This window comes from Streptomyces sp. NPDC005408, from assembly GCF_040606445.1.
In the GTDB taxonomy this organism is placed as follows: domain Bacteria; phylum Actinomycetota; class Actinomycetes; order Streptomycetales; family Streptomycetaceae; genus Streptomyces.
This window is the reverse complement of sequence record NZ_JBEXEX010000077.1, coordinates 1-24,985: the sequence shown is the minus strand read 5'-3', so window position 1 is coordinate 24,985 and position 24,985 is coordinate 1. Positions and strand designations below refer to the sequence as shown.

The 24,985-nt window shown below is 66.8% G+C and carries 20 protein-coding genes; 11 read left to right on the top strand and 9 right to left on the bottom strand.

The window, feature by feature from the left end:
• Positions 1 to 266: 266 nt before the first annotated feature.
• The 3 genes from ABZS64_RS36590 to thyX form a co-directional block, all read right to left on the bottom strand.
• The gene (locus ABZS64_RS36590; protein WP_355839093.1) at positions 267 to 1,952 is read right to left on the bottom strand and encodes a ribonuclease J; all 1,686 of its coding nucleotides are present in this window, start codon (positions 1,950 to 1,952) and stop codon (positions 267 to 269) included.
• A gap of 133 nt (positions 1,953 to 2,085) precedes the next feature.
• Positions 2,086 to 2,985: a 4-hydroxy-tetrahydrodipicolinate synthase gene (gene dapA, locus ABZS64_RS36585; RefSeq protein ID WP_355839091.1), complete on the bottom strand. Its 900-nt coding sequence runs from the start codon at positions 2,983 to 2,985 to the stop codon at positions 2,086 to 2,088.
• 209 nt (positions 2,986 to 3,194) lie between these two features.
• Entirely contained in the window at positions 3,195 to 3,935 is a 741-nt protein-coding gene (gene thyX / locus ABZS64_RS36580) for an FAD-dependent thymidylate synthase (RefSeq protein WP_355839089.1), read from the bottom strand.
• Between the two features lie 182 nt (positions 3,936 to 4,117).
• Between thyX and ABZS64_RS36575 the strand changes: the two genes are divergently transcribed.
• Both ABZS64_RS36575 and ABZS64_RS36570 read left to right on the top strand, forming a co-directional pair.
• A complete protein-coding gene (locus tag ABZS64_RS36575) occupies positions 4,118 to 4,357 on the top strand; it encodes a hypothetical protein (RefSeq protein WP_355839087.1) in 240 nt (79 codons plus the stop codon).
• Positions 4,358 to 4,452: 95 nt separating this feature from the next.
• Entirely contained in the window at positions 4,453 to 5,001 is a 549-nt protein-coding gene (locus ABZS64_RS36570) for a hypothetical protein (RefSeq protein WP_355839085.1), read from the top strand.
• Here the strand turns inward: ABZS64_RS36570 and ABZS64_RS36565 are convergent.
• The 6 genes from ABZS64_RS36565 to eccD all read right to left on the bottom strand — a co-directional run bounded on the left by ABZS64_RS36565 (position 4,998) and on the right by eccD (position 12,040).
• Complete coding sequence (locus tag ABZS64_RS36565) at positions 4,998 to 5,438, bottom strand: hypothetical protein (protein WP_355839083.1); 441 nt, start codon at positions 5,436 to 5,438, stop codon at positions 4,998 to 5,000. The two genes, ABZS64_RS36570 and ABZS64_RS36565, sit on opposite strands and share 4 nt — an antisense overlap.
• A gap of 5 nt (positions 5,439 to 5,443) precedes the next feature.
• Positions 5,444 to 6,196, bottom strand: coding sequence for a 4-hydroxy-tetrahydrodipicolinate reductase (dapB, locus tag ABZS64_RS36560; protein ID WP_355839081.1), 753 nt, complete (start codon positions 6,194 to 6,196; stop codon positions 5,444 to 5,446).
• Between the two features lie 19 nt (positions 6,197 to 6,215).
• Positions 6,216 to 7,595 carry a pitrilysin family protein gene (locus ABZS64_RS36555; RefSeq protein WP_355839079.1) on the bottom strand — a complete coding sequence of 460 codons (1,380 nt, stop codon included), beginning with the start codon at positions 7,593 to 7,595 and terminating at the stop codon, positions 6,216 to 6,218.
• Complete coding sequence (locus ABZS64_RS36550; RefSeq protein ID WP_355839076.1) at positions 7,592 to 9,811, bottom strand: polyribonucleotide nucleotidyltransferase; 2,220 nt, start codon at positions 9,809 to 9,811, stop codon at positions 7,592 to 7,594. Before ABZS64_RS36550 ends, ABZS64_RS36555 begins: the two co-directional genes overlap by 4 nt.
• Before the next feature lie 282 nt (positions 9,812 to 10,093).
• A complete protein-coding gene (gene rpsO, locus ABZS64_RS36545; RefSeq protein ID WP_355839074.1) occupies positions 10,094 to 10,384 on the bottom strand; it encodes a 30S ribosomal protein S15 in 291 nt (96 codons plus the stop codon).
• A 156-nt stretch (positions 10,385 to 10,540) separates the two neighbouring features.
• Positions 10,541 to 12,040 (bottom strand): type VII secretion integral membrane protein EccD, encoded by a 1,500-nt coding sequence (gene eccD / locus ABZS64_RS36540; protein ID WP_355839095.1) that lies wholly within the window; start codon positions 12,038 to 12,040, stop codon positions 10,541 to 10,543.
• 224 nt (positions 12,041 to 12,264) lie between these two features.
• Here eccD and eccCa point away from each other — a divergent pair, with 224 nt between their 5' ends.
• The 9 genes from eccCa to ABZS64_RS36495 all read left to right on the top strand — a co-directional run bounded on the left by eccCa (position 12,265) and on the right by ABZS64_RS36495 (position 24,882).
• Complete coding sequence (gene eccCa, locus ABZS64_RS36535; protein ID WP_355839071.1) at positions 12,265 to 16,239, top strand: type VII secretion protein EccCa; 3,975 nt, start codon at positions 12,265 to 12,267, stop codon at positions 16,237 to 16,239.
• Between the two features lie 317 nt (positions 16,240 to 16,556).
• Complete coding sequence (locus ABZS64_RS36530) at positions 16,557 to 17,057, top strand: hypothetical protein (protein WP_355839069.1); 501 nt, start codon at positions 16,557 to 16,559, stop codon at positions 17,055 to 17,057.
• Positions 17,058 to 17,068: 11 nt separating this feature from the next.
• A complete protein-coding gene (locus ABZS64_RS36525; RefSeq protein WP_355839067.1) occupies positions 17,069 to 18,628 on the top strand; it encodes a hypothetical protein in 1,560 nt (519 codons plus the stop codon).
• A gap of 534 nt (positions 18,629 to 19,162) precedes the next feature.
• Positions 19,163 to 19,606: a hypothetical protein gene (locus ABZS64_RS36520; protein ID WP_355839065.1), complete on the top strand. Its 444-nt coding sequence runs from the start codon at positions 19,163 to 19,165 to the stop codon at positions 19,604 to 19,606.
• An 897-nt stretch (positions 19,607 to 20,503) separates the two neighbouring features.
• Positions 20,504 to 20,788: a hypothetical protein gene (locus ABZS64_RS36515; RefSeq protein WP_355839063.1), complete on the top strand. Its 285-nt coding sequence runs from the start codon at positions 20,504 to 20,506 to the stop codon at positions 20,786 to 20,788.
• Between the two features lie 8 nt (positions 20,789 to 20,796).
• Positions 20,797 to 22,626: an alpha/beta hydrolase gene (locus ABZS64_RS36510; protein ID WP_355839060.1), complete on the top strand. Its 1,830-nt coding sequence runs from the start codon at positions 20,797 to 20,799 to the stop codon at positions 22,624 to 22,626.
• Between the two features lie 22 nt (positions 22,627 to 22,648).
• A complete protein-coding gene (locus ABZS64_RS36505; RefSeq protein WP_355839058.1) occupies positions 22,649 to 23,152 on the top strand; it encodes a hypothetical protein in 504 nt (167 codons plus the stop codon).
• Between the two features lie 516 nt (positions 23,153 to 23,668).
• Positions 23,669 to 24,355, top strand: a complete 687-nt coding sequence (locus ABZS64_RS36500) for a helix-turn-helix domain-containing protein (RefSeq protein WP_355839056.1) — start codon at positions 23,669 to 23,671, stop codon at positions 24,353 to 24,355.
• Positions 24,352 to 24,882, top strand: a complete 531-nt coding sequence (locus tag ABZS64_RS36495; protein WP_355839054.1) for a hypothetical protein — start codon at positions 24,352 to 24,354, stop codon at positions 24,880 to 24,882. The genes ABZS64_RS36500 and ABZS64_RS36495 overlap by 4 nt, the downstream gene beginning before the upstream one ends.
• Positions 24,883 to 24,985 lie beyond the last annotated feature (103 nt).

The window sequence follows — 24,985 nt, the reverse complement described above, 5'->3', positions numbered from 1 at the left end:
CTTCCCTTCGGTCTTGCGTTTCCAACCTTACCAGACTCTTTTTCCGTTCCGTTTCCGGTGAGGAATTCGATTCCAGTGGCCGTTGGAAGGCCTTTTGCCTTTCGGCTGACCCGACTTTATCAGAGATTCTGAGTCGGAATTCCCGCCCCGTTCGGGACTGTTCCGAGCGCACGAGTGCGCCGGGTTCCCGTTCAGGCGGAGACGTAAACGTACTGGAGCGGAGCGCCCCGACGCAAATCGGGGGCTCCGCTCCAGGATCGACGGCGTCAGACCTCGACGACGACGGGAAGGATCATCGGGCGCCGACGGTAGGTGTCGGAGACCCACTTGCCCACCACGCGGCGGACGAGTTGCTGCAGCTGGTGGGGCTCGGCGACGCCGTCGGAAGCCGATTTACCGATGGCTTCCTCGACCTTCGGGAGCACCGCGCTGAAGGCGCTGTCCTCGATGCCGGAGCCGCGGGCGTGGATGTGCGGGCCACCCACGACCTTTCCGCTGCTCGAGTCGACCACGAGGAAGACCGAGATGATGCCCTCGTCGCCGAGGATGCGGCGGTCCTTGAGGGATGCCTCGGTGACATCACCGACCGACAGGCCGTCGACGTACACATAACCCGCCTGGACCTTGCCGACGATCTTGGCCTTGCCGTCGACGAGGTCGACGACGACTCCGTCCTCGGCGATGACGATGTGGTCCTTCGGGACACCCGTCAGGGCTCCGAGTTCGGCGTTGGCCCGCAGGTGGCGCCATTCGCCGTGGACCGGCATCAGGTTCTTCGGCTTGCAGATGTTGTAGAAGTACAGGAGCTCGCCGGCCGAGGCGTGGCCCGAGACGTGGACCTTGGCGTTGCCCTTGTGGACGACGTTCGCGCCCCAGCGGGTCAGGCCGTTGATCACGCGGTAGACCGCGTTCTCGTTGCCCGGGATGAGCGACGACGCCAGGATCACCGTGTCGCCCTGGACGATGCGGATCTGGTGGTCCCGGTTGGCCATACGGGACAGTGCCGCCATCGGCTCGCCCTGGGAGCCCGTGCAGACCAGGACCACATCGTGGTCCGGGAGGTCGTCGAGCGTCTTGACGTCGACGACGAGGCCGGCGGGGACCCGGAGGTAACCCAGGTCGCGTGCGATGCCCATGTTGCGGACCATCGAGCGGCCGACGAAGGCCACGCGGCGGCCGTACTCGTCGGCCGCGTCGAGGATCTGCTGGATGCGGTGGACGTGGCTGGCGAAGCTGGCCACGATGATGCGCTTCTGGGCGTTCGCGAAGACCGTGCGCAGGACGTTCGAGATGTCGCGCTCAGGCGGCACGAAGCCCGGGACCTCGGCGTTCGTGGAGTCCGAGAGAAGGAGGTCGATGCCCTCCTCGCTCAGCTTCGCGAAGGCGTGCAGGTCCGTGAGCCGGCCGTCCAGCGGGAGCTGGTCCATCTTGAAGTCGCCGGTGTGGACCGCCATGCCCGCGGGGGTGCGGATGGCGACCGCAAGCGCGTCCGGGATGGAGTGGTTGACCGCGATGAACTCGCAGTCGAACGGACCGATGCGCTCACGGTGGCCCTCGGTGACTTCGAGGGTGTACGGGCGGATGCGGTGCTCCTGGAGCTTCGCCTCGATGAGCGCGAGGGTCAGCTTGGAGCCGATCAGCGGGATGTCCGGCTTCAGCCGGAGCAGGAACGGGACGCCGCCGATGTGGTCCTCGTGGCCGTGCGTGAGCACGATGCCGTCGATGTCGTCGAGGCGCTCCCGGATGGTGGTGAAGTCCGGCAGGATCAGGTCGATTCCGGGCTGCTCCTCCTCGGGGAAGAGGACGCCGCAGTCGACGATGAGCAGTCGGCCGTCGTATTCGAAGACCGTCATGTTCCGGCCGATCTCGCCGAGACCGCCGAGGGGGGTGACGCGCAGGCCGCCCTTGGGAAGCTTCGGCGGGGCGCCGAGTTCAGGATGCGGATGACTCAAAAGACTCTCCTCACCACGCACGCCACGCACCGTTGCGGCACGTGGCGTACATGACATTCGTGCACTTGCTGTTGTCTTGGTTCCGACCGGTTTCGGTCGGCCTTCTTCGCGTATTCAGTTGTGAAGTCTGTGTTTAGAGCTGTACCCCACCGGCCGCGAGGTCGATCTTGAGCTGCGCGGTTTCCTCCGGGGAGAGCTCCACCAGGGGGAGCCGGAGCGGTCCGGCCGGGAGTCCCTGGAGGGCCAGTGCCGCCTTGGTGGTGATGACGCCCTGGGTGCGGAACATGCCCGTGAAGACCGGCAGCAGTTGCTGGTGGATCTCGGTGGCCTTCTGGACGTCACCGGTGAGGTAGGCGTCGAGAAGGGCGCGGAGCTCGGGGGTCACGACATGGCCGACGACGGAGACGAAGCCGACGGCGCCGACCGAGAGCAGCGGGAGGTTGAGCATGTCGTCGCCGGAGTACCAGGCGAGACCGCTGCGGGCGATGGCCCAGCTGGCGCGGCCCAGATCGCCCTTGGCGTCCTTGTTGGCGACGATACGCGGGTGATCGGCGAGGCGCACCAGGGTTTCGGTGTTGATCGGGACGCCGCTGCGGCCGGGAATGTCGTAGAGCATGACGGGCAGTTCCGTGGCATCGGCGATGGCCGAGAAGTGACGGAACAGGCCCTCCTGCGGGGGCTTGTTGTAGTACGGCGTCACGGCGAGCAGGCCGTGCGCGCCGGAGCGTTCGGCGGTGCGGGCGAGCTCGATGCTGTGGCGGGTGTCGTTGGTGCCGATACCGGCGACGACATGGGCCCGGTCTCCGACCGCTTCCAGTACGGCCCGTACGAGCTGGTCTTTCTCCGCGTCGCTGGTGGTCGGCGACTCACCGGTGGTGCCATTGATGATCAGGCCGTCGTTGCCTGCGTCCACCAGATGGGCCGCCAGGCGCTGTGCGCCGGCGATGTCGAGTGCGCCGTCCGCCGTGAAGGGCGTGACCATGGCGGTGAGGACCCGCCCGAAGGGGGTCTGCGGAGTGGAGATCGGAGCCATGGGTAACACGCTACTCGCTGCTCAGCACGCAGTGTCCCCTCGGGGGACGTGACGTACAACGTGGCATGAGGAGCCCGGCACTGCCTGCTCGGGGGTTCAAGCAGTGCCGGGTCCGTTTGATCAGCCTAGATGAACTTCACGAAACACCGCAATGCGGACACCGTCTCCGGCCCGACCCGTACATCTGTGCTCAACGGGACGATTGTGCTCTATGGGGCGATGCGGCCGTTGTCATTGAAGGCCGCGTAGGTGAGCGGCATCAGCTTTGCCCAGTGCTGCTCCATCTTCTCGCCGACCATCTCGATCTCGCGCTGCGGGAAGGAGGGCACCTTCGCCAGCTCGTGCTGGGTGCGCAGTCCGAGGAAGTGCATCAGCGAGCGTGCGTTGCAGGTGGCGTACATGGACGAGAACAGGCCCACGGGCAGAACGGCGCGGGCGACTTCGCGCGCGATGCCCTCGTCGAGCATCTCCTTGTACGTCTCGTACGAGCGGCGGTACGAGTCGACCATGGCGTCCGACACGACCTTGTGCTGCTCCGGGCTGCCGTCGATGAACACGTACTTGCCAGGGCGGCCTTCCTGCACGAGCTTGCGCTGCTGGCCCGGGACGTAGAAGACCGGCTCCAGCTCGCGGTAGCGGCCGGACTCCTCGTTGTAGGACCAGCCCACGCGGTGCCGCATGAACTCGCGGAAGACAAAGATCGGGGCGCTGATGAAGAAGGTCATCGAGTTGTGCTCGAAGGGGCTGCCGTGGCGGTCCCGCATCAGGTAGTTGATCAGTCCCTTGGAGCGCTCCGGGTCCTTGTGGAGCTCCTCCAGAGACTGCTCGCCTGCCGTGGAGACGCGGGCGGCCCACAGCACGTCGGAGTCGCCGGCGGTGTGCTTCACCAGCTCGACGGTGACATCGCTGCGGAAACTGGGCGTGGCTGTCTCGGCGGGGGTGTCGGTCACCGACAGGGTCCTTCCAATGGCTTCGCTCGGGCGGCGTCCACTCTAGTCCCGTCCGCCCTTGGCCCCTGTTTCCACGGACGGCAATCTTCGGCTAATTCGGCAAAATCCGGCACCGATTCGACTTTCCGCTCGTCTGTACCTGTAGCAGCGTCCAGTCACGAGATTCCATGGAGAGTGCCCTGATGTTCCGCCGGCGAGAGGCCGTCCCGTTCGCATTCGTCGCTGAGGCCGACCGCTTCCGCAGTAACGTCACTCCGCCGCCCCGTGAACGTCCCAGCGGCTCCCAGCTCGCGGGCCGTACGCTGATCGGCCTGACCATCGTCTGCGGGCTGGCCGGCTCCCTGCTCCTGGGACGCCCGGCACTGGAATCCGGCCAGGCGCCGGGGCATTCGCAGCAGTCCGAGGCGTCCGACGGCCGCTGACTCGTACGGCCCCCCTGGGGTGGTCGGGCAACGGCCGCCTCGGTAGCCTCACCGGGCACAGCCGAATCGAGTGTGCTGGTGAGTGAGGATCAGTCGTGCCCCTGCCTTTTCTGACGGCCGACCGTGCATTTGGCACGACCGCTGACGATGTAGCGCTGCCCTTCGACGATCACGACCACTGGCGGCGTCCCTACCGTCCGGGTCCGTGGCGGGTCGGCGCTGCGGCGCTGTTGCTGCTGCTCGCCTCGTTCGTACTCATCGCGGCGATGATCATCGCGTTCGCCGGTGCGCTGCCGGGTGCGGGTCTCTGCCTGGGCGTCGGGCTCGCGCTCATCTTCACCTCGCTGCGGCTGCTGCGGGTGGGCGTCTGGGTCAGCCGGCACGGAGTGCGGCGCGTGGCCTTCCTCTCGACGACGACGGTGCCGTGGAACCGCGCTTCCGCGGTACGCACCGTGCAGCAGCCCGTGCGCTGGCTCGGGCTGCCGCGCACCGTGCAGGGGCAGGCGCTCGTCGTCGTACGGCAGGGCGAGGAGCCGCTGCCGCTGCTGACCGATCACAACGCGGACTTCCTGTCACGCGTCGAGGCCTTCGACCGGGCCGCCGACACGATTGAGGCGTGGGGCTCGGAGTACCGCGGCGCCTAGGGCCCGTCGTGCAGGGCGATCGCGCGTTGCATCGCCTTGCGGGCGCGCGGGGTGTCGCGGGCATCGTGGTAAGCGACGGCCAGCCGGAACCAGCAGCGCCAGTCGTCCGGTGAATCCTCGGTCTCGGCCCGCCGCTTGGCGAAGATCTCGTCGGCCGCGTCACGGTCGATCCGCCCGCCGGGCGACCGCTTCGACTCCTCCGCCGGCAGACCGCTTTCGGCTTCCAGCTCGCGGGCGAGGCGATGCGCATTGCGCGCGAAGCGTGTGTTGTGCCAGAGGAACCAGCCGCCGACGCCCGGCAGCAGGAACGCCACCGCGCCCATTCCCATGGCGGCAGGCTCACCGGTCAGGATGAGCAGCACGCCCTCCAGCGCCACCACGCCGAAGACCAGAACCAGCGCGGTGGCGAGGAAGAAGTACGTGATCTTTCCACCCATGGCCGTCAGCCCAGGTCGAGGAAGTTTTCCAGGCCGAACGTGAGGCCGGGAGTGGACACGACACGGCGGGCGCCCAGCAGGATGCCCGGCATGAAGCTGCAGTGGTGCAGCGAGTCATGGCGGATGGTCAGCGTCTCGCCCTCGCCGCCCAGCAGGACTTCCTGGTGGGCGAGCAGGCCGCGCAGCCGGACGGCATGCACCGGTACGCCGTCGACGTCCGCGCCGCGCGCCCCGTCCAGGGCGGTGACGGTCGCATCCGGCTGCGGGGCGCAGCCCGCCTCCGCGCGTGCCGCCGCGATGAGCTGGGCGGTACGGGTCGCGGTGCCGCTCGGGGCGTCGGCCTTGTTCGGGTGGTGCAGTTCCACGACCTCGACCGACTCGAAGTAACGCGCCGCCTGCTGCGCGAACTTCATGGTGAGGACCGCGCCGATGGAGAAGTTCGGCGCGATGAGGACACCGGTTCCGGGCGATGCGGCGAGCGAGGTGTTGAGCTGTGCGAGGCGTTCGTCGGTCCAGCCGGTGGTGCCTACGACCGCGTGAATGCCATGGCGTACACAGAAGTCGAGATTGCCCATCACCGAGGCCGGCGTGGTCAGTTCGACCACGACCTGGGCGCCGGAGTCCACCAGGGCCTCCAGCTTGTCGCCCCGGCCGAGAGCCGCGACCAGTTCCATGTCGTCGGCGGCCTCGACGGCTCGTACCGCCTCCGAGCCGATACGGCCCTTGGCACCGAGAACGGCCACGCGCAGCTTGCTCATTGCCTTACTTCCTTAACCTTTAGGAGACCGCTTCGTGGAGGCGGTCCGCCTGCTTGTCCTTGAGCGGGCCGATCACCGCCAGCGAGGGCCGGTGTCCCAGCACCTCGCCCGCAACCGCGCGTACCTCGTCGGGGGTGACGGAGGCTATCTGCGTGAGCATGTCGTCGACCGACATCTGCGAGCCCCAGCACAGTTCGCTCTTGCCGATACGGTTCATCAGCGCGCCCGTGTCCTCGAGGCCCAGCACGGTGGAGCCGGAGAGCTGGCCGACGGCCCGGCCGATCTCCTCGTCCGAAAGCCCCTCGGACGCGACCCGGTCGAGCTCGTCGCGGCAGATCTTCAGGACGTCGTGGACCTGGCTGGGGCGGCAGCCCGCGTAGACGCCGAAGAGGCCGGTGTCGGCGAAGCCCGAGGTGTACGAGTACACGCTGTAGGCCAGGCCGCGCTTCTCCCTGACCTCCTGGAACAGGCGCGAGGACATGCCGCCGCCGAGTGCGGTGTTCAGCACCCCGAGCGCCCAGCGGCGCTCGTCGGTGCGGGCGAGGCCCGGCATGCCGAGGACGACATGGGCCTGCTCGGTCTTGCGGTTCAGCAGCTCGACGCGGCCCGCGGTTCGCAGGGCGCGGTTCCCGTCGCGGGGCGGGGTGGGTGCCGCGTCCGTACGGGACAGGGCGCCGGCCTTTTCAAAGGCCTTGCGAACCTGGCGTACGACCGTGGCGTGGTCGATGTTGCCCGCTGCCGCGACGACCAGATGGGTCGGGTCGTAATGCTTCTTGTGGAAGCGGCGGATGCGGTCGGCGCTCAGCGCGTTGATCGTGTCGACCGTGCCGAGGACCGGGCGGCCGAGGGGGCTGTCGCCGAACATCGTGTGCGCGAACAGGTCGTGCACACAGTCGCCCGGGTCGTCCTCGGTCATCGCGATCTCTTCGAGGATGACGCCGCGCTCGGCGTCGACGTCCTCCTGGAGGATCAGCGATCCGGTGAGCATGTCGCAGACCACGTCGATGGCGAGCGGCAGATCGGTGTCGAGCACACGCGCGTAGTAGCAGGTGTACTCCTTCGCCGTGAAGGCGTTCATCTCGCCGCCGACCGCGTCGATCGCCGAGGAGATGTCGAGGGCGGAGCGCTTATGGGTGCCCTTGAAGAGGAGGTGCTCCAGGTAGTGCGTGGCGCCGCCGAGCGACGGCGTCTCGTCGCGGGAGCCGACGTTCGCCCAGATCCCGAAGGTGGCGGAGCGCACGGAGGGCAGGGTTTCGGTGACGACGCGCAGGCCGCCGGGCAGGACGGTGCGCCGGACGGTGCCGATGCCGTGCTCGCCCTTGAGAAGCGTTTGGGTACGGGCGACGGCCCGCGCCTCCGAAGAGGTGCGGGCCGTCGTCCTGGAACTACGGGACGTCACTTGGCAGCGTCGTCCTTGTTCTCGTCAGCGGCCTCTTCGCCCTCGATCACGGGGATCAGTGAGAGCTTGCCGCGGGAGTCGATCTCGGCGATCTCGACCTGGACCTTGGAGCCGACCGCGAGCACGTCCTCGACGTTCTCCACGCGCTTGCCACCGGCGAGCTTGCGGATCTGCGAGATGTGCAGCAGACCGTCCTTGCCGGGCATCAGGGAGACGAAGGCACCGAAGGTGGTGGTCTTGACGACCGTACCCAGGTAGCGCTCGCCGACCTCCGGCATGGTCGGGTTGGCGATCGAGTTGATCGTGGCGCGGGCGGCCTCGGCCTGCGAGCCCTGCTGGGCACCGATGTAGATGGTGCCGTCGTCCTCGATCGTGATGTCGGCGCCGGTGTCCTCCTGGATCTGGTTGATCATCTTGCCCTTGGGGCCGATGACCTCACCGATCTTGTCCACCGGGATCTTGACGGTGATGATCCGCGGGGCGTTCGGGGACATCTCGTCCGGGACGTCGATGGCCTCGTTCATCACATCGAGGATGTGGAGGCGGGCGTCGCGGGCCTGCTTCAGCGCGGCGGCCAGGACCGAGGCGGGGATGCCGTCGAGCTTGGTGTCCAGCTGGAGCGCGGTGACGAAGGTCTTCGTACCGGCGACCTTGAAGTCCATGTCACCGAAGGCGTCCTCCGCACCGAGGATGTCGGTGAGGGCGACGTAGTGCGTCTGGCCGTCGATCTCCTCGGAGATCAGGCCCATGGCGATACCGGCGACGGGGGCCTTGAGCGGCACACCGGCGTTCAGCAGCGACATGGTGGAGGCGCAGACCGAGCCCATGGACGTCGAGCCGTTGGAGCCCAGCGCCTCGGAGACCTGGCGGATGGCGTACGGGAACTCCTCGCGCGTCGGCAGCACCGGCACGATGGCGCGCTCGGCGAGCGCACCGTGGCCGATCTCGCGGCGCTTCGGCGAACCGACGCGGCCGGTCTCACCGACGGAGTACGGCGGGAAGTTGTAGTTGTGCATGTAGCGCTTGCGGGTCACCGGGGAAAGGGTGTCCAGCTGCTGCTCCATACGGAGCATGTTCAGGGTGGTGACGCCCAGGATCTGGGTCTCGCCACGCTCGAACAGCGCCGAGCCGTGCACGCGCGGGATGGCCTCGACCTCGGCGGCGAGCGTACGGATGTCCGTGACGCCACGGCCGTCGATGCGGACCTTGTCCTTGATGACACGCTCGCGGACCAGCTTCTTGGTCAGCGCGCGGTAGGCACCGGAGATCTCCTTCTCGCGGCCCTCGAACTGCGGGAGCAGCTTCTCGGCGGCGACCTCCTTGATGCGGTCCAGCTCGGTCTCGCGCTCCTGCTTGCCGGCGATGGTGAGCGCCTGCGCGAGCTCGCCCTTGACGGCGGCGGTCAGCGCCTCCAGGACGTCGTCCTGGTAGTCGAGGAAGACCGGGAACTCGCCGGTGGGCTTGGCGGCCTTGGCGGCGAGGTCCGACTGGGCCTTGCACAGCGCCTTGATGAAGGGCTTCGCGGCCTCGAGACCGGCAGCGACCAGCTCCTCGGTCGGCGCCTCGGCGCCGCCCTTGACGAGCTCGATGGTCTTCTCGGTGGCCTCGGCCTCGACCATCATGATCGCGACGTCGCCGTCCTCGAGGACGCGACCGGCGACCACCATGTCGAAGACGGCGTCCTCGAGCTCGGTGTGCGTCGGGAAGGCGACCCACTGGCCCTTGATCAGGGCGACACGGGTGCCACCGATCGGGCCGGAGAAGGGCAGGCCGGCCAGCTGCGTGGAACAGGAGGCGGCGTTGATCGCGACCACGTCGTACAGGTGGTCGGGGTTGAGCGCCATGATCGTCTCGACGATCTGGATCTCGTTGCGCAGGCCCTTCTTGAAGGAGGGGCGCAGCGGGCGGTCGATCAGGCGGCAGGTGAGGATCGCGTCCTCGGAGGGCCGGCCCTCACGACGGAAGAAGGAGCCGGGGATCTTTCCGGCTGCGTACATCCGCTCCTCGACGTCCACCGTCAGGGGGAAGAAGTCGAGCTGGTCCTTGGGCTTCTTGGAAGCGGTGGTGGCCGACAGCACCATGGTGTCGTCGTCCAGGTACGCCACGGCGGAACCGGCGGCCTGCTTGGCCAGGCGGCCCGTCTCGAAGCGGATGGTGCGGGTGCCGAAGGAACCGTTGTCAATGACGGCCTCGGCGTAGTGGGTCTCGTTCTCCACTAGCGTTTTCTCCTCGTCTTCGTCCCCTCGCCCGTGTGGCGGGGGACGGTGGCCGAGAAGCTCTCGTTCTGCGGGCCGGTCTTCGATCGAAGCACCCGGGGCTTGGTTCTCCGGGGGCCACTACCGAGGACCGGCGGCGGTGAGGCGGCTTCTCGCTCGTTCGGTATTGCGTGTCGTTCGGTGTTGCGTCGTGCGACCAGACTAATTGCCGTCCGGTACGTCGCGCACGTACAGCAAAGGGAGCGGCCCCCTAAGAGTGGGAACCGCTCCCTTCACGGCGTCTTACTTGGCGCCGCCGGCCGCACCACGGCGGATGCCGAGGCGGTCGACGAGCGCACGGAAGCGCTGGATGTCCTTCTTGGCCAGGTACTGCAGCAGACGGCGGCGCTGGCCGACCAGGATCAGCAGACCACGGCGGGAGTGGTGGTCGTGCTTGTGCGTCTTGAGGTGCCCGGTCAGGTCCGAGATACGGCGGGAGAGCATCGCGACCTGGACCTCGGGGGAGCCGGTGTCGCCCTCCTTGGTGCCGAACTCGGTCATGATCTGCTTCTTCGTAGCGGCGTCGAGAGACACTCGGTACTCCTCTTTGATGTTCGATGCGCCCACGAGTGCCCCTGGTCTTGATCTCAGGGGAGCTTCCGTGACTCGGAGGCGAAGGTCCGATGAGCGCTGCACCCAGATTCTCCGGGGGCGCGTACACAAACGGCCGTCACACAGCGTACCAGTGAGTCAGGACGTCATCGCACGGATGGCGTGGTAGACGTCGAAGACCGCGAGACACAGCGGTACGAGCGACAGCAGCACACCGGCTTCCGCGATCTCCAGAGAACGGCCCCAGAAGGGCGTGACGCCCTTGCGCGGCACGATCAGCCCGATGGCGGTGATCATCGCGGCGACCGCGGCGACCGCGGCGGTGAGCCAGACCGTGCGGATGTCGAGCGCTGTGCCGTCACCCTTCAGGGCGTCGAGCATCAGCCCTCTGGGCGGGTTGAGGCACAGTCCGAGCCCCAGCAGCGCCAATGAGCCGAGCCCGGCGACCAGGGCACAGCCGACCTGTGCCGTGTAGCGGAACAGATGGGCGCGCATCAGCATGGCGATGCCAGTTGCGAGAGCGAGCAGCTGGCCCCACACGTTGTCGGAGAATCCGAGCACGGCCGCGGCGCCCAGCGCCACCAGCGCACAGCCGCCGACCAGGCCGACCAGCAGTTCGTGACCGCGCCGGGCCTGTGCTGCGATGCGCTCGGCGTCGACCGGGCCCTGCGGCACGGGGTCGGTTCCGTAGTCGCCGACGGTCGTACGGGGAGGCTCGAAGCCGATGGGCAGGCGGGCGAAGCGCGTGGAGAGGCCGGGCAGGAAGGCAAGGGCTCCCACCGAGAGCGGGGCGCACACGGCGGCGGTCTCGGCCGGCTGCATCTTGGTCGTGATCGCGGCGAAGGTCACCAGCAGGCCGACGGTGGCGGCGAAGACGAACGCGACGAAGGGACCGTCTCCGCCAGGGGCGACGATCATCAGGATCACCGAGGCGATGAGAACGGCGGCGCAGGCGAGCAGGAACTGCAGCTTGCCGATGCCCTGCCCGTCCGCGAGCGGCAGCAGTCCGGCGCCGGCGACCGCGGCGTTGGCCATGGAACCGATACCCAGAGCGACGGACGAGGCCCGGTCGTCGTACACGCGTGCCCGTACGCCTGCGAGCGTGAGCAGCAGTACGCCACTGACGGCCGCCAGGATGCCGGGCAGGCCGTGCATGTCGTGACGGGGGTCGGCGGTCCACAGCACGAAGGCGAGCAGGACCAGCAGAACGGATCCGCCGATGAGACCGGCGCCGCGCATCAGGCTGTCGTTCCACAAGGTGCGGTCTCGGGCGACGGCGGAGGCGACGGCATCGGAGACGTCGTCGAAGACCGCCGGGGGCAGAGATTCGGCGAAGGGCCTGAGCGACAGAAGCTCGCCGTCGAGGATGCGCTGGGCCGCCAGGGAGCGCGCACTGTCGAGTACGGTGCCGTCGCGACGCACAAGGTGGTACCCGACCGGGGCACCCTCCGCGGGGCTCTGCCCGGACAGGCGGAGGATCTCCGGGTAGAGGTCGGCCACGGGGATGTCTTCGGGCAGTGCCACGTCGACGCGACCGTCCGGCGCAACGACCGTGACCCGGCAGAAACCGGTTCCGCCGCCGGACGGAGTTCCAGGACCCGGGTGACCGGTTCCGGTGGCCGCCGCTGAGGCCGTCATACTCACCTGCTGCTCCCCCTCGTGGTTCTCATGGATCGTGAGCCTCGCTTTGCTCCCCGAATGACCCTTTTTTTGCGGTAGTTCACGGGCGAGCAAACGCGTCGCGCCACCCTACCGCCAACCGTTGTCCCACCACGCAAGTAGGATCCCTCCCCGCGGATGGAACCCGTCGCCACGGGGGCGCCGATAGGAACATTTCCATCCGGCAAGGGAATTGGTGAGCTGTGAGCCAGATCGTCGTCAAGCGCCCACCTCGGGCCCTGCCCTCCGAAGTACCCGGCGAGCAGGTGCAGTTGCAACCCCCGCCCGAGCTGCCACGAGGGCAGCAGGAGGGGGCGCTGATGCAGCTGCTCCCGATGCTGGGTATGGGCGGTTCTGTCGTCTTCTTCTTCATGACCCCGAATCCGATCATGCGGATCATGGGCATGGTGATGATCGCGTCGACGGTCGGCATGGGCATCGCGATGCTGGTCCGCTACCGGCGCGGCACCCAGGGGCAGCTCGCCGACATGCGCCGCGACTACCTGAAGTACCTGACTCAGACGAGGCGCGCGGTTCTGCGGACCGCGCACCTGCAGCGTGACGCACAGTTCTATCTGCACCCGTCCCCGGAGCAGCTGTGGGCGCTGGTCGCCGAGGGCAGCCGCGTCTGGGAACGCCGCGTCGGCGACGACGACTTCGGGCAGGTGCGCATCGGCCTGGGCAGCCAGCAGCTCGCGACCCCGCTCATCGCCCCCGACACAGCGCCCGTGGACGAGCTGGAACCGCTCACCGCGGGAGCGATGCAGCAGTTCCTGACGGCCCACGGCACGCTCGACGGCCTGCCCATGGCCGTCTCGCTGCGCGCCTTCTACCACCTGACGGTGAGCGGCGAGGCGGAGTCCGTCCGCGCCACGGCCCGCGCGATGGTCGGCTCGCTCGCCTCCCTGCACTCCCCCGAAGACCTTGTCATCGCCATTGCTGCCGGGCGCGAGGCGGCCCCGCAGTGGAAGTGGGCCAAGTGGCTTCCGCACGTCCAGGCCCCTGGGACCAGTGACGGAGCGGGCAGTCGCCGCCTCATCACGACCGACGCACGGGATCTGGAAGAGATGCTCGCCGGGCGGCTCGACGGCCGGCCCCGCTTCCAGGGCGGCGGCCAGCCGCTGCTGGATCAGCCGCACGTCGTCGTCGTACTCGACGGCCAGTCGGTACCTACCGTCTCGGCGCTGGCGGCGGCCGAAGGTCTGCAGGGCGTGACCGTCATCGAGGTCGTACCCGGCGAGGTCACCGGGGCGCGCGGCAGCCTGTCCGTGATCGTGCACCCGGACTCGCTCCAGCTGGAGTCGGGACACGGCCTGGTGTACGACGGGACGCCCGACCGGCTGAGCCGCGAGGCCGCCGAGGCACTCGCCCGACAGCTCGCCCCGCTTCGGATGGCCTCGGGCGGGGACGACGACGAACCGCTGCTCGCCAACCTCGACTTCACCGATCTGCTGAACCTGGGCGACGCGGCGTCCGTCGACGTCAGCCGCACCTGGCGCCCGCGTTCCCAGGCCGAGCGGCTGCGCGTCCCGATCGGCGTCGGCGAAGACGGCACTCCGGTGATGCTGGATCTGAAGGAGGCGGCGCAGGAGGGCATGGGCCCGCACGGGCTGTGCGTCGGTGCGACCGGTTCCGGCAAGTCCGAGCTGCTGCGCACGCTTGTACTGGGCCTGGCTGTCACGCATTCCTCGGAGACGCTGAACTTCGTCCTCGCGGACTTCAAGGGCGGCGCCACCTTCGCCGGAATGTCCCAAATGCCGCATGTCGCCGCAGTGATCACCAACCTTGCGGACGACCTGACGCTGGTGGATCGCATGGGCGACTCCATCCGCGGCGAACTCAACCGTCGGCAGGAGATGCTGCGGGACGCGGGAAACTACGCCAACATCCACGACTACGAGAAGGCACGCGCGGCGGGTGCCCCGCTGCAGCCCATCCCGTCACTCGTTCTCGTCATCGACGAGTTCAGTGAACTCCTCACCGCCATGCCGGACTTCATCGAGATGTTCGTGCAGATCGGACGAATCGGGCGTTCGCTGGGCGTCCATCTGCTGCTGGCCTCGCAACGTCTGGAAGAGGGGCGGCTGCGTGGACTTGAGACGTATCTGTCCTACCGGATCGGTCTGCGTACCTTCTCCGCGGCCGAATCGCGTGCGGCGCTGGGCGTGCCCGACGCCTACCAGCTGCCCAACGTCCCCGGCTCCGGGTATCTGAAGTACGGCACGGACGAGATGGTGCGGTTCAAGGCGGCGTACGTCTCCGGGGTGTACCGCACGGCTCCTCAGCACGCCGCCGTCAGCGGTGGTCCGCTTCCGGTGGACCGACGGCCCGTACCGTTCACGGCCGCTCCGGTGCCGGTCCGCTACGTCCAGCCGACCGCCCAGCCGCAGGTGCCGGAGGCGCGTGCGGCCGAGGACGACGCGCTGGCCGACTCCGTACTCGATGTCATCGTGCGACGGCTGGAGGGGCGTGGCGCGGAGGCCCACCAGGTATGGCTGCCCCCGCTGGACAATCCGCCGCCGCTGGACGAGCTGCTGCCCGGACTCGCGGGCGTGGAGGGCCGAGGGCTGACGCAGCCCGGGTTCGAGGGCGCGGGCCGTCTCGTCGTACCGCTGGGTGTGGTCGACAAGCCGTACGAGCAGCGCCGTGACACGCTCTACCGGGACTTCTCCGGTGCGGCGGGCCATATGCAGATCGTGGGTGGCCCGCAGTCGGGCAAGTCGACCTTGCTGCGGACTCTCATCTCGGCCTTCGCGTTGACGCACACGCCGCAAGAGGTGCAGTTCTACGGCCTCGACTTCGGTGGCGGCGGCCTGTCCTCGATCGCCCGCCTGCCGCATGTCGGCGGGGTCGCCTCCCGCCTCGACCCGGAGCGGGTGCGGCGTACGGTCGCCGAGGTGTACGGCATCCTGTCGCGGCGCGAGGAGTACTTCCGCAGCGCCGGCATCGACTCCATCGCCACTTTCCGCAGGCTGCGGGCGCGTGGTGACATCTCGATGACGGAGCAGCCGTGGGGTGACGTGTTCCTGGTCATCGACGGCTGGGGCAATTTCCGTACGGACTACGAAGCCCTGGAGGCGGCGGTCCTGGACATCGCGGCGCGAGGTCTCGGCTACGGCATCCATGTGATCCTCACGGCCTCGCGCTCCATGGAAGTCCGCGCGAACCTCAAGGACCACCTGATGAACCGGCTCGAGCTGCGGCTCGGCGACACCATGGACTCGGAGCTGGACCGCAAGGCCGCCGTCAATGTCCCGACCGGCGTACCGGGACGCGGACTGACCCCGGAGAAGCTGCACTTCATGGCTGCGGTACCGCGGATCGACGGCATCAACTCCGACAGCGACCTCTCGGAGGCCACGGCCGCCATGGCCCAGGAGGTCACCCGGCACTGGACGGCGCCGGGAGCCCCGGCAGTGCGACTGCTGCCGCGCGAACTGCCGGTGGGCAACCTTCCGGCGGGCTTTGCGCACCCGGAGCGCGGGGTGTCCTTCGCGATCGACGAGAACAACCTGGAACCGGTCTTCGTCAACTTCGAGCGCGATCCGTTCTTCCTGGTGTTCGGCGAGAGCGAGTCCGGCAAGTCCAATCTCCTGCGGCTGCTCATCAAGCAGCTGACCGAGCGGTACGACGGAAACTCCTGCAAGCTCTTCGTGATCGACAACCGCCGCGCACTGCTCGACGCGACCCCGGCCACACACCTGGCCGAGTACGTCCCCATGTCCAACAACATGGACCACCACGTCGACGCGCTGATGGATCTGATGCAGCGCCGTACTCCGTCGGCGGATGTCACGGCACAACAGCTGAGGGACCGCAGCTGGTGGCAGGGACCGTCGGTGTTTGTGGTCGTGGACGACTACGACCTGGTGTCCACGTCGAGCGGTAACCCCCTGGGGAAGCTGACGGAACTGCTGCCATTCGCACGCGACGTCGGCGTCCGTTTCATCATCGCCCGCAACGGGGCCGGGGCCAGCCGCGCCTCGTACGAACCCTTCATGCAGCGGATGATGGAACTGGGCGCGCAGGGTGTGCTCCTGTCCGGTGACCCGCAAGAGGGAGACGTACTCGGCGGCGCGAGGATGCGCCCGATGCCGGCGGGACGGGGCATCTTCGTCTCGCGGCAGCGGGGGAACCCGCTGGTACAGACGGGGCTTATGGCGCCGGATCACGAGTGACGGGGTCGGCACAAGATGCTCGGGGCTCGACCACGAAGGATCGTGTGGGGTCCGTTCATGAACCCCAACTCCGAGGACCGACGAGGACCAGATCGCGACCCTCGCATCCGAGGAGCGCTACGCCGTACACGGGATCTTCCTGACGGTGACGGCCAGGCCGCTGCCTGGCCAGTCCAAAGCGGCATAGGCAATGGACAACGTGATGTACAGCCTCGAAACGGATGTCACAGACAGCGTTTGCCAGTAGTCGGTGCGCATCAATAGGTTGATGCGGAATGTGACCGTCCGTAGGTACACACGGGGGAAGGGGCCCGCAGATGGCTTGGGATGAGTGGGAGCAGTTGAAGGCGTCGACAGCTGAGAAGCAGTCGACGCACATGAGGCTGAATCAGCTGCCGCCGGAGGACAGGCCCAACGCAGGTAGCCCGCAGGGTGATCTGCAGGTCAACCAGAAGGACTTGGCCGCGATCGGCGACCACGCATTCAAGCTGTACAACCGCCTGTGGAAGGAAGCGCGGGTCATCAGCACCGACTCGGCCGGAACCAGTCTCACAACCCAGGGCTTCGCCCTCGGCGGGGCGCTGTCACATGTCTCGTTGCGCTGGGACACGCAGCTCGGCTCGTTGATGGACGCGTGCGCGCTCATCTCGAACCACATGGACTTCACCAAGAATGCGCACCAGAGCGACGAGATCTTCATCGAGCGCCACGTGAGCAGCATCTACACACTCGACAGCGGCTTCGACGAGTCGTACGCACCGCCGGGCAAGAAGAACGCGGTGTACGGCGAGAAGGACAAGAAGGACGAGAAGGACTAGGGGTACAGCTCATGGATTTCGAAGCCCTTCACTCGGCCAACTTCAAGCTGCTCGATGACAGGGTCACCGACTGGACGAGCATGCTCACCAAGCTCAAAGAGCTGGAGAAAGACGCACGGGAGGGACTCCGGGGCAGGGCCCTGAAGGCCAACTGGGCCGGCTACAACGCCACGGTCTCCCGCGAGTTCATCGGCAAGACCGCCGGAGAGTTCGCCGACGCACAGACGCAGGCGACGTCCATCCGGGACATCACGAGCGACACCCGCGACGAGCTGAAGACCCAGCAGCGCCTGCTCAGGGAAGCGATCGAGCGGGGAAGGGGGAAGCACCTGACCGTCACGGCGAAGGGTGGCGGGTTCACCGTCGAGGAGAATCCCGACTCCAAGGACTCCACCACCAGCCAGAAGGATGTCGATGAGCTGCGCAACGAGCTTCAGAGGATCCTCGACAAGGCGACCGAGATAGACAGCACCGCCGCCACGTCCCTCAAGGCACTTGTCGACCTCACCGACCACGGCTTCTCGGACGCGGTGTACAAGGACCGCGACTCGGCGGCCGCCGCCGTCAAGAAAGCGGACAGGCTGGCCGCGCTGGCAAAGAAGGACCCTGAGGATCTGACGGTCAAGGAGTTCGACGAGCTCAACGCCGGCCTGAAGGAATACGCTAACGACGACCTCTTCGCGGAACGCTTCGCCACCAGCCTCAAGGCGAAGGGGACGCTGGAGTTCTGGTCCAAGCTCAATGAGCCGAGCACGAACGCGGAGTTGTACCGCGCGAGGCGTGAACAGCTCGACGACCTGCAGCAGAACCTCAGCCTCACCCTCGCCAACGCCACCCAGAGCGACACCGCGGCCATGGCCGAATGGAAGCGCCAGATAGTGGACCTCGGCGACAAGCCTGTCGGGAGGGGCGCCGGGTTCCCCTTCGGGGTCCAGGTCATGAGTAACCTGATGCGCTGGGGCGACTACGACGACCAGTTCCTTAACGACTACGGCAACAAGCTGATGGACACCGAGAGGAGGCTGACACACAACGGCCAAACCGTTGCATGGCAGCGTATGGGCTTCGATCCGGACCTCAACCGTACGGGGAGCGACAACGGCCCGGCAGCGGACACCATGGAGAGCGAGGGTCTCAGGGAGAGCTTGTGCCCCCGAAAGAAGCAGCAGGCCTGCGAGGGTGCCCGCTTCATGGGGACGTCGCGCTTCAAGGAGAAGAACAAGGCGGAGATCGGGTTTTGGGCCATCACCTATCGGGACGAGAAGGCCGCCGATAACGCGTTCGACCCGTATTGGGACTGGCACAAGAACGGCCTGGGCAAACCCAAGAGCTTGGACCTCGGCGGAGTCGGCGAACAGCGGCAGGCCGCGCTGGGCATCAGCAATTACCAAAGTGACAAACGCGCGGTCGCGCAAATGAGGGTGGGCGCCGTCATCATGTGGGTCAGTGTCGATGCCTCCGGGCAGACAGGCATCGACGAGGCGCTGGTCAAGGACCTCGCGAGGGTCTTCGCCACACGGGCAGACGAAGCCCAGAACGGCAAGACTCCAAAGGCCGCGCTAGGCGCCTGAGCAGACACGAGGCAGGGTCGCCACCTCCCGCGCATGCCCAGTGCCCGCCGGGTCTCGTGAGGCCGTCCATCTGCAGAAGTTATGCGCGGCCTTCTTGTGGTCACCGCAAGACCCCGGACTATCTCCTCAAGCACGAGGCGACGCGAGACGGGCGGACCAGCACCACCATGTATACCGACTTCGGCAAAATCGCCTTTCTGGCCGGGCCAGTCGGGAAGTCCCAAATGGATCACGCCATGGACAGCCTGATGTACGGCCTCAAAACCGATGCGACGGACGGCGGTTGCACGCTCAGGCGTCCACGGATCCGGCGATTGCGACGGCCGTCCGAACGAATCGAGTCCCGTTCGAACAGCGGCCGGTAAGGTACATGCCAGGTGGCCGGGTGCTGCGCCCGGTTCAAGTGATCCGGCTGTCTCTGACCGCCACCGCGGCCCGGCACGACAGCGTCCGGGGAGACTTCCAGGACTTCGTGCGCACGGTTCGCCCGGACACAAGGGTGGGGATCTGACGATGGCCCGATTCTGGGACAAGATGGCAGGCACTAGGTACCCCGACAGTGGTGTCGCTCCGCTGCCCGCCGTGGAGGTCAGTGCCGCGTTGCTCGCGCTCAACGGGCTGGACGTGCCGTTCGTCGTGCGCGACGGCACCCCGAAGGAACGTGCCGATCTGGTGGCGGAGTGCCAGCTTCGGGGTCTGGGCGTGACGCTCAAGACCCGGATGCGCCTGGTCCCGGCGAAGCACGAGGTACGCGCCCTCGAGGAGCGGTGGGAGTCGTCGCCCGAGCACTCCCGTGGGCAGTACTCCCGTGGGCAAGGGCCCGCGGTCTACCGGCAGTGGGAGTACAAGCGGGGGCCCGAAGGCCGTCGGCACAAGATCGAGACGTTCCGCTTCGACACACGGGAGATGAAGGATCCCTTGCGGAACGCGTTCCTCGACGTGGGATGGACCTGGCGCGGAGTGCTGATCAGGCTGTGATCGGCTTGCGGGACGACGAGTTCGCCTTTTTCCGCCGCCCGTACCGCCGGATCCCGGTCACAGAATTCGGTCGCCGGACGCCGCATCCCGCCCTCTGCCAGTCCTACGCCGTGCAGAAGCCCTCCGCCGTCACCCCCATGCCCCGCCCCGATATGAAGACCGTGGTGCCGGACGCGAAGGCCGTGCAGGGCTGGGAGGTCCTCAGTGGGCCGGCGGCGGACACCATGGAGGGTGACCTCAGGGGCAGCTTGTGTCCCCAACCCGGAGGCACACGAGCCGTCGGGAGCGGTGGACAGAGTGCAAAGCAGCGACTGAGGCTCCTGGAAAATCCCAGCCCCTTCGCTGTCGATGACGGGCCGCATCCCGTCATCGACAGCGAAGAGTCCCGGGGCCGGCGCCGGTTCGCCGCATGGATGCCAGCGGCCATGCCTCTACGTCCGTCCGCTATTTCGGCAAATCCTCCCGTGCGTTGAACGCTCCCGAGACACGGCCACCTCGGAGGATGCGCATGTGTGGTGCCTCAAGCATGCGGGGCGCAGGACCGATTGGCGTGTGTGCGATAGGGAAGTTGGGAGTTGATTCGCATGAGTACGGATACTCAGGCGGCATGAGTGCCGCGACGAACGTGGCCCGAAGCGCCTGATGTAGCGTCTGGAGCTGGGCGCGGAGCGTGGGTTGGGCGCCCGGCCAGCAGTGTCCACGGTTGCGAACGGGGAGAGATCGCGCATGGGGTGGGACGAGTGGGAGCAGATCAAAGCTGATGTGGCCATTCGGCAATCCACAGGGATGCAGCTCAATCAGCTTGCGCCCGACCGGGGCGCATCCGTCAGTACCGTGACAGGCGGTGTGAAGTCCAGCCAAAAGGCATGGCTCACGGCGGGCCAAGGGGTCGGCTCAATGCGCAAGAGTGTCAGCGCTGCGCTGGCCAAGCTGGAAGAGGGACAGACAGGGCTCGGTACGGAGACCGGCTGTCTGACTGCGGCCGCGCAGGGGGAGGTGTACGACTCCTGGAAGCGGTACGCCGAGGACGTGAGCAAGCGCTGCGGCAGCCTCCAGAAGATCCTGGAGCAGGTGGGCCATGACCTATTGATGACCGACGAGGCGGTCAAGGCCGAGGTCGACAAGCTGAAGGTCGAGTACGCCGACACGGACGCCATCGGCGGCCAGGCGAAGGGCCGGTGACGGCGGATATGGACTACACCACGCTCAAGGACCTGAAGCCGTCAGAGTTCGAGGGCGCCGCCGATGGGTACCGCTCCATGGGCGAGATGGCCCGGGCGGCCAAGGATCACATAGAAAACGTGGTTGCCGCAGGGATGCGCAGGTCGTTGAAGGGCGAGGCGGCGGAGGCGGCACAGAAGCAGCTCCAGGCGCTGTCGAAGAATTTCCACTACACGCAGACCGAATGCGGCGTGATCAGTACGGCGCTCAATGGCTTCGCCTACGACATGGCGGCGGCCAAGCGCAAGCTTGACTCCGCGGTCGCGGACGCGCATGCCGAGAAGTTCACGGTGGAATCAAACGGGTCAGTGACGTATCCGGCGGGACCGGACAAGGTCGACGGCAAGATCCCCCATGTGGGGACGGCGAACGGTACGACGACGCCGTTGGCGCAGGGCATCAACCGCCAAGCGGCTCAGTTCGATCCCAACCCGTATTACGCGCGTGCGCAGGCGATCGGCGACCGTATCGCCGCCGCCCTTGAGGAGGCGACAGCAACTGACGAGAAGTGGGCACCGAAACTGCGGGCTCTGAAGGCCGACGACGACCTGACTGTGTCCGCCCGGGACTGGACGGATGTCACGTCGGACACGGGAGGAGTACGCAAGGCGGCCGACTCGTATCTCGACACCATCAAAGGGCCGCCGAAAGAGGGCTCTGGCGAGGACAACGCCCAGTGGTGGAGGGGTCTTTCCGAGGAAGAGCGTGCCGGCTACATCTCCATGCACCCCGCGAGTGTCGGCGCACTCAACGGGCTGCCAGCCGATGTGCGCGACGAGGCGAACCGTGTCGTACTCGCTGAGCAGCGGGGCGCCACTCAATCACAGCTGGACACCTGGCTCAAGAAGGAGCCCGAGCACTACCGGGCCTACATCAGCCCCATCACGGGCCGCGAGGTGAAGGGCGCGATGGTCCCGACGGAGGAGTGGAAAGAGTGGAACAAACAGAAGGGGCGCCTTGAGGGGCGCCTCGACGGGATGGACACCATTCAGAACCGTTTCGACATGACCGGTAAGGACGGCCTTCCCGACGCTTATCTGCTCGGATTCGATGTCGAGGGCATGGGCGGCGACGGAAGAGTCATTCTCGCCAACGGTAACCCCGACACCGCTGATCACACGGCAATTTATGTGCCAGGTACCGGGACAAATCTGAGCGATGTCAGTGGAGATTTGGACCGGGGAACGAGGTTGTGGCAGGAGAGTCACGGCATTGCCCAGGACTCCAAGATCTCCACGATCACCTGGTTCGACTACGACGCCCCGCGCTCGGCCAAGCCCGGCGAAAAGGGCGACATCCTCCCGGAAGCCATGTTCGATGAACGGGCAGCTCAGGGCGGGCCCATCCTGAGGGATTTCCTCGACGGCAACAGGGCGGCGCACATGGAGGCCACCGGGAACACCGGGCACACCACGGCCGTCGGCCACAGCTATGGCACTACCGTCATCGGGGACGCGGCGAAATCCGGCGGTTGGCCGGACGGCCCCCTAGCGGTCGACGACGTCCTTGTCGCTGGAAGCCCGGGCATGCAGGCCGACCGTGCGGCGGACCTGGGGATCAAGCCGGGCCACATGTGGGCGATGGGCGGAGGGGGCAACGACGGGTTCGTCCGGGAGGGCGGGAGGTGGCTCGCCGGTCTCGGTGACAACTGGACCATCCCCACTGATCCCGCGTTCGGCTCGAACGTACTCACGTCGAACGCTAAGGATCACAGTGCGTTCTGGGACGAGGAATCCCTCAGCCTTCACCAGCAGGCTTACGTGATCACCGGTCAGTACGAAAGGACGACGGTTGAATAGGTCATTTGCTTCAGCACTCGCAATGGCAGTTGCGGGTCTTTTTTTGGGAGGTTGCTCTCAGGTGAGTGAAAAGAAAGAGGCGGCACCGGTCCGCGACGAGGCAGTCGTGAAGAAAAGGGTCACCGGCGCATCGAGTGAAATCCTGGACATCATGGCACTGAAAGGGAAGACCCAGCCGTCGGGTGCCTTTTCAGTGAAGTGCTCGGACTATCCGCCCGAAGACAATGTGGTCCGTATGCGCCACCCATGGAGCATCTACCAGGTACCGGACGCGGACCTGAAAGCGGCCATGGGCAGGCTGCAGAAGGAGCTTCCCGCGAAGGGTTGGAAGATTGTCAAGGACGGGCCCGACGACAGCCAGGCCAAGTCCCCCCAGATCGTGGCGGACTCCGGTGACGGACAGGTGTCCGCAGATCTTCGTCTACGGATCACGCCCCCAGGCAGTGAATACAAGTCCGCGATCGAGGTCACCGTGGTGTCCTCGTGCTTCCGCGATGAGTCCGGGAGTGCGCCCGAATCCGGCTGAGTTCACGTCGCGCCCCGGCAGGCGGGCCGTGAAACTAATCCAAGAATCAGGCCGTTGCTGCCGCTCCGGGAACGCCAGTTCCGGACCCGGCGGCAAGCCGATACCGGACTGGGAACCTGCTCTCCGGGATCTGGCTGGTGCTCCGCACCGACATCCGGGGCCAGCTCGAAGCACCACCTGATCACCGACAGGCACGGCAAAGAAGAAGCTCGGCTGCTCGGCCCGTCGCTACTGCTGCCGAACTACGGCAACTCGAGTCCCGCGAACGGCCGGTGCACCTTGCCGACTTCACGCTGAGGTCGGCTGGGTCACCATGACGCCGTGCTGCAGACCACGGACGGTGAGCCATTCGCGGCAACAGCAGCAACTGGCCAAACGGGAGGGGTGTCGCTGATACCCCGGAGTCATCTGCGAACCGCGGGCCTGGTCGCGACTGGGTGACTCGGCTGCGATCTTCGGGCAACAGCCACGCACACGGCGTAGCTTGGTCGGCAAGACCTTCGCGCGGGGGTAGTCATGCAAATCCATGAGGAACCCAGCATCGGAGACCGGGTCGCCCGTCTGCGTATGCGACGGAAGCTGACACAGGAGAGGCTTGCGGAACGAGCGGGCTTGTCTGTCGACGTCATCCGTAAGCTCGAACAGGGCGTGCGTCAGACGGCCCGGCTCTCGACGTTGAATGCCTTGGCCCGAGCATTGGACGTGGAACCGTCCACACTCGTCGGGCAGCCCACCACCTTCGAGGCGCGCACCGACGACGAGCAGCCATCCGTCCTTGCGCTGCGCCAGGCCATCTCGCCTGCCGCTGACTTATTGGGACAGGAATCGGACCCTGAGGATCCGCCAACCATCGCACAACTACGCGCGTCCCTGAGGTCCACCGAGCACATCCGGCGCGAGGGGCGCATGGGCGAGATCGGCCTGCTGCTCCCTCAGTTGATCAGGGATGCCAAGGCTGGCAGTCGGACGTTCACGGGATCTGAGGGCGCCACCGCTCAGTCCGTTCTCGCTGAGGCGTACCAGGTCGCGGCCACCACCCTGGCGGCACTCGGTAAAGAGGACGCGGCCTTCACCGCCCTTGAGCGTTCTATGGAGGCAGCTCGCAAGGGTGATGATCCTCATCTTGAGACGGTTGGAGTCTCCAGCCTGGCATGGATCTTCACGAAGCAAGGGCGGCTGGCTGATGCCAGCAGGTGGCGATGACAACCGCCGAGCGGATCGAACCGGGATTCCGCTCGCAGCCGATAGAACTCGCCCTCTGGGGCATCCTCTTGCTGCGTGCAGCAACTGCCGCAGTGCGACTGGAGCGGCGGGACGTCGTACAGGAACTGCTCAGCATGGCCAGTGCGGCAGCCGCGAGAATCGGAACTGATCGTCTGGACTACGCGACTCCGTTCGGTCCAACCAACATGGGCGTGGCGAAGGTCAACTTCCTCGTGGAGATGGACGAGAGTGCAGATGCCTTGCGCACCGCCCGAACCGTTCCTGATCTTCACGCCCTGCCCCCAACGTGGCGCGCTCGATTCCATGTCGATTGCGCAATCGCCAGCGCGGACCTCAACCAGGACGAAGCTGCGCTGCGCGCCTTGCTCACAGCCGAGCGAACAGCTCCCGAATGGATGCGATATCACTCCACAAGCCGACGGCTCGTCTCCGAACTCCGCGGGAGGGAAAGACGTCGCACGTCCCCACTCACGGATCTCGCCGATCGACTCGGTATCGACGGGTAGGACAACGTGTCCTAGGGTCTGTCCGGCGGATCATGTGACCTCCTCGTCCTGAGCTCGTTGACGTGTCCATGGGGCGGGGAGATCTATCGAACGAGGAATGGAC

What these genes read in the sequence shown, in the direction of transcription:
- ABZS64_RS36565 (WP_355839083.1), bottom strand. Translation starts at nt 5,438, where the DNA reads ATGGGTGGAAAGATCACGTACTTCTTCCTCGCCACCGCGCTGGTTCTG.
- eccD (WP_355839095.1), bottom strand. Translation starts at nt 12,040, where the DNA reads ATGACGGCCTCAGCGGCGGCCACCGGAACCGGTCACCCGGGTCCTGGA.
- ABZS64_RS36520 (WP_355839065.1), top strand. Translation starts at nt 19,163, where the DNA reads ATGGCAGGCACTAGGTACCCCGACAGTGGTGTCGCTCCGCTGCCCGCC.
- ABZS64_RS36505 (WP_355839058.1), top strand. Translation starts at nt 22,649, where the DNA reads ATGGCAGTTGCGGGTCTTTTTTTGGGAGGTTGCTCTCAGGTGAGTGAA.
- ABZS64_RS36530 (WP_355839069.1), top strand. Translation starts at nt 16,557, where the DNA reads ATGGCTTGGGATGAGTGGGAGCAGTTGAAGGCGTCGACAGCTGAGAAG.
- ABZS64_RS36510 (WP_355839060.1), top strand. Translation starts at nt 20,797, where the DNA reads ATGGACTACACCACGCTCAAGGACCTGAAGCCGTCAGAGTTCGAGGGC.
- ABZS64_RS36495 (WP_355839054.1), top strand. Translation starts at nt 24,352, where the DNA reads ATGACAACCGCCGAGCGGATCGAACCGGGATTCCGCTCGCAGCCGATA.
- ABZS64_RS36515 (WP_355839063.1), top strand. Translation starts at nt 20,504, where the DNA reads ATGCGCAAGAGTGTCAGCGCTGCGCTGGCCAAGCTGGAAGAGGGACAG.
- dapA (WP_355839091.1), bottom strand. Translation starts at nt 2,985, where the DNA reads ATGGCTCCGATCTCCACTCCGCAGACCCCCTTCGGGCGGGTCCTCACC.
- ABZS64_RS36500 (WP_355839056.1), top strand. Translation starts at nt 23,669, where the DNA reads ATGCAAATCCATGAGGAACCCAGCATCGGAGACCGGGTCGCCCGTCTG.
- dapB (WP_355839081.1), bottom strand. Translation starts at nt 6,196, where the DNA reads ATGAGCAAGCTGCGCGTGGCCGTTCTCGGTGCCAAGGGCCGTATCGGC.
- ABZS64_RS36575 (WP_355839087.1), top strand. Translation starts at nt 4,118, where the DNA reads ATGTTCCGCCGGCGAGAGGCCGTCCCGTTCGCATTCGTCGCTGAGGCC.
- ABZS64_RS36525 (WP_355839067.1), top strand. Translation starts at nt 17,069, where the DNA reads ATGGATTTCGAAGCCCTTCACTCGGCCAACTTCAAGCTGCTCGATGAC.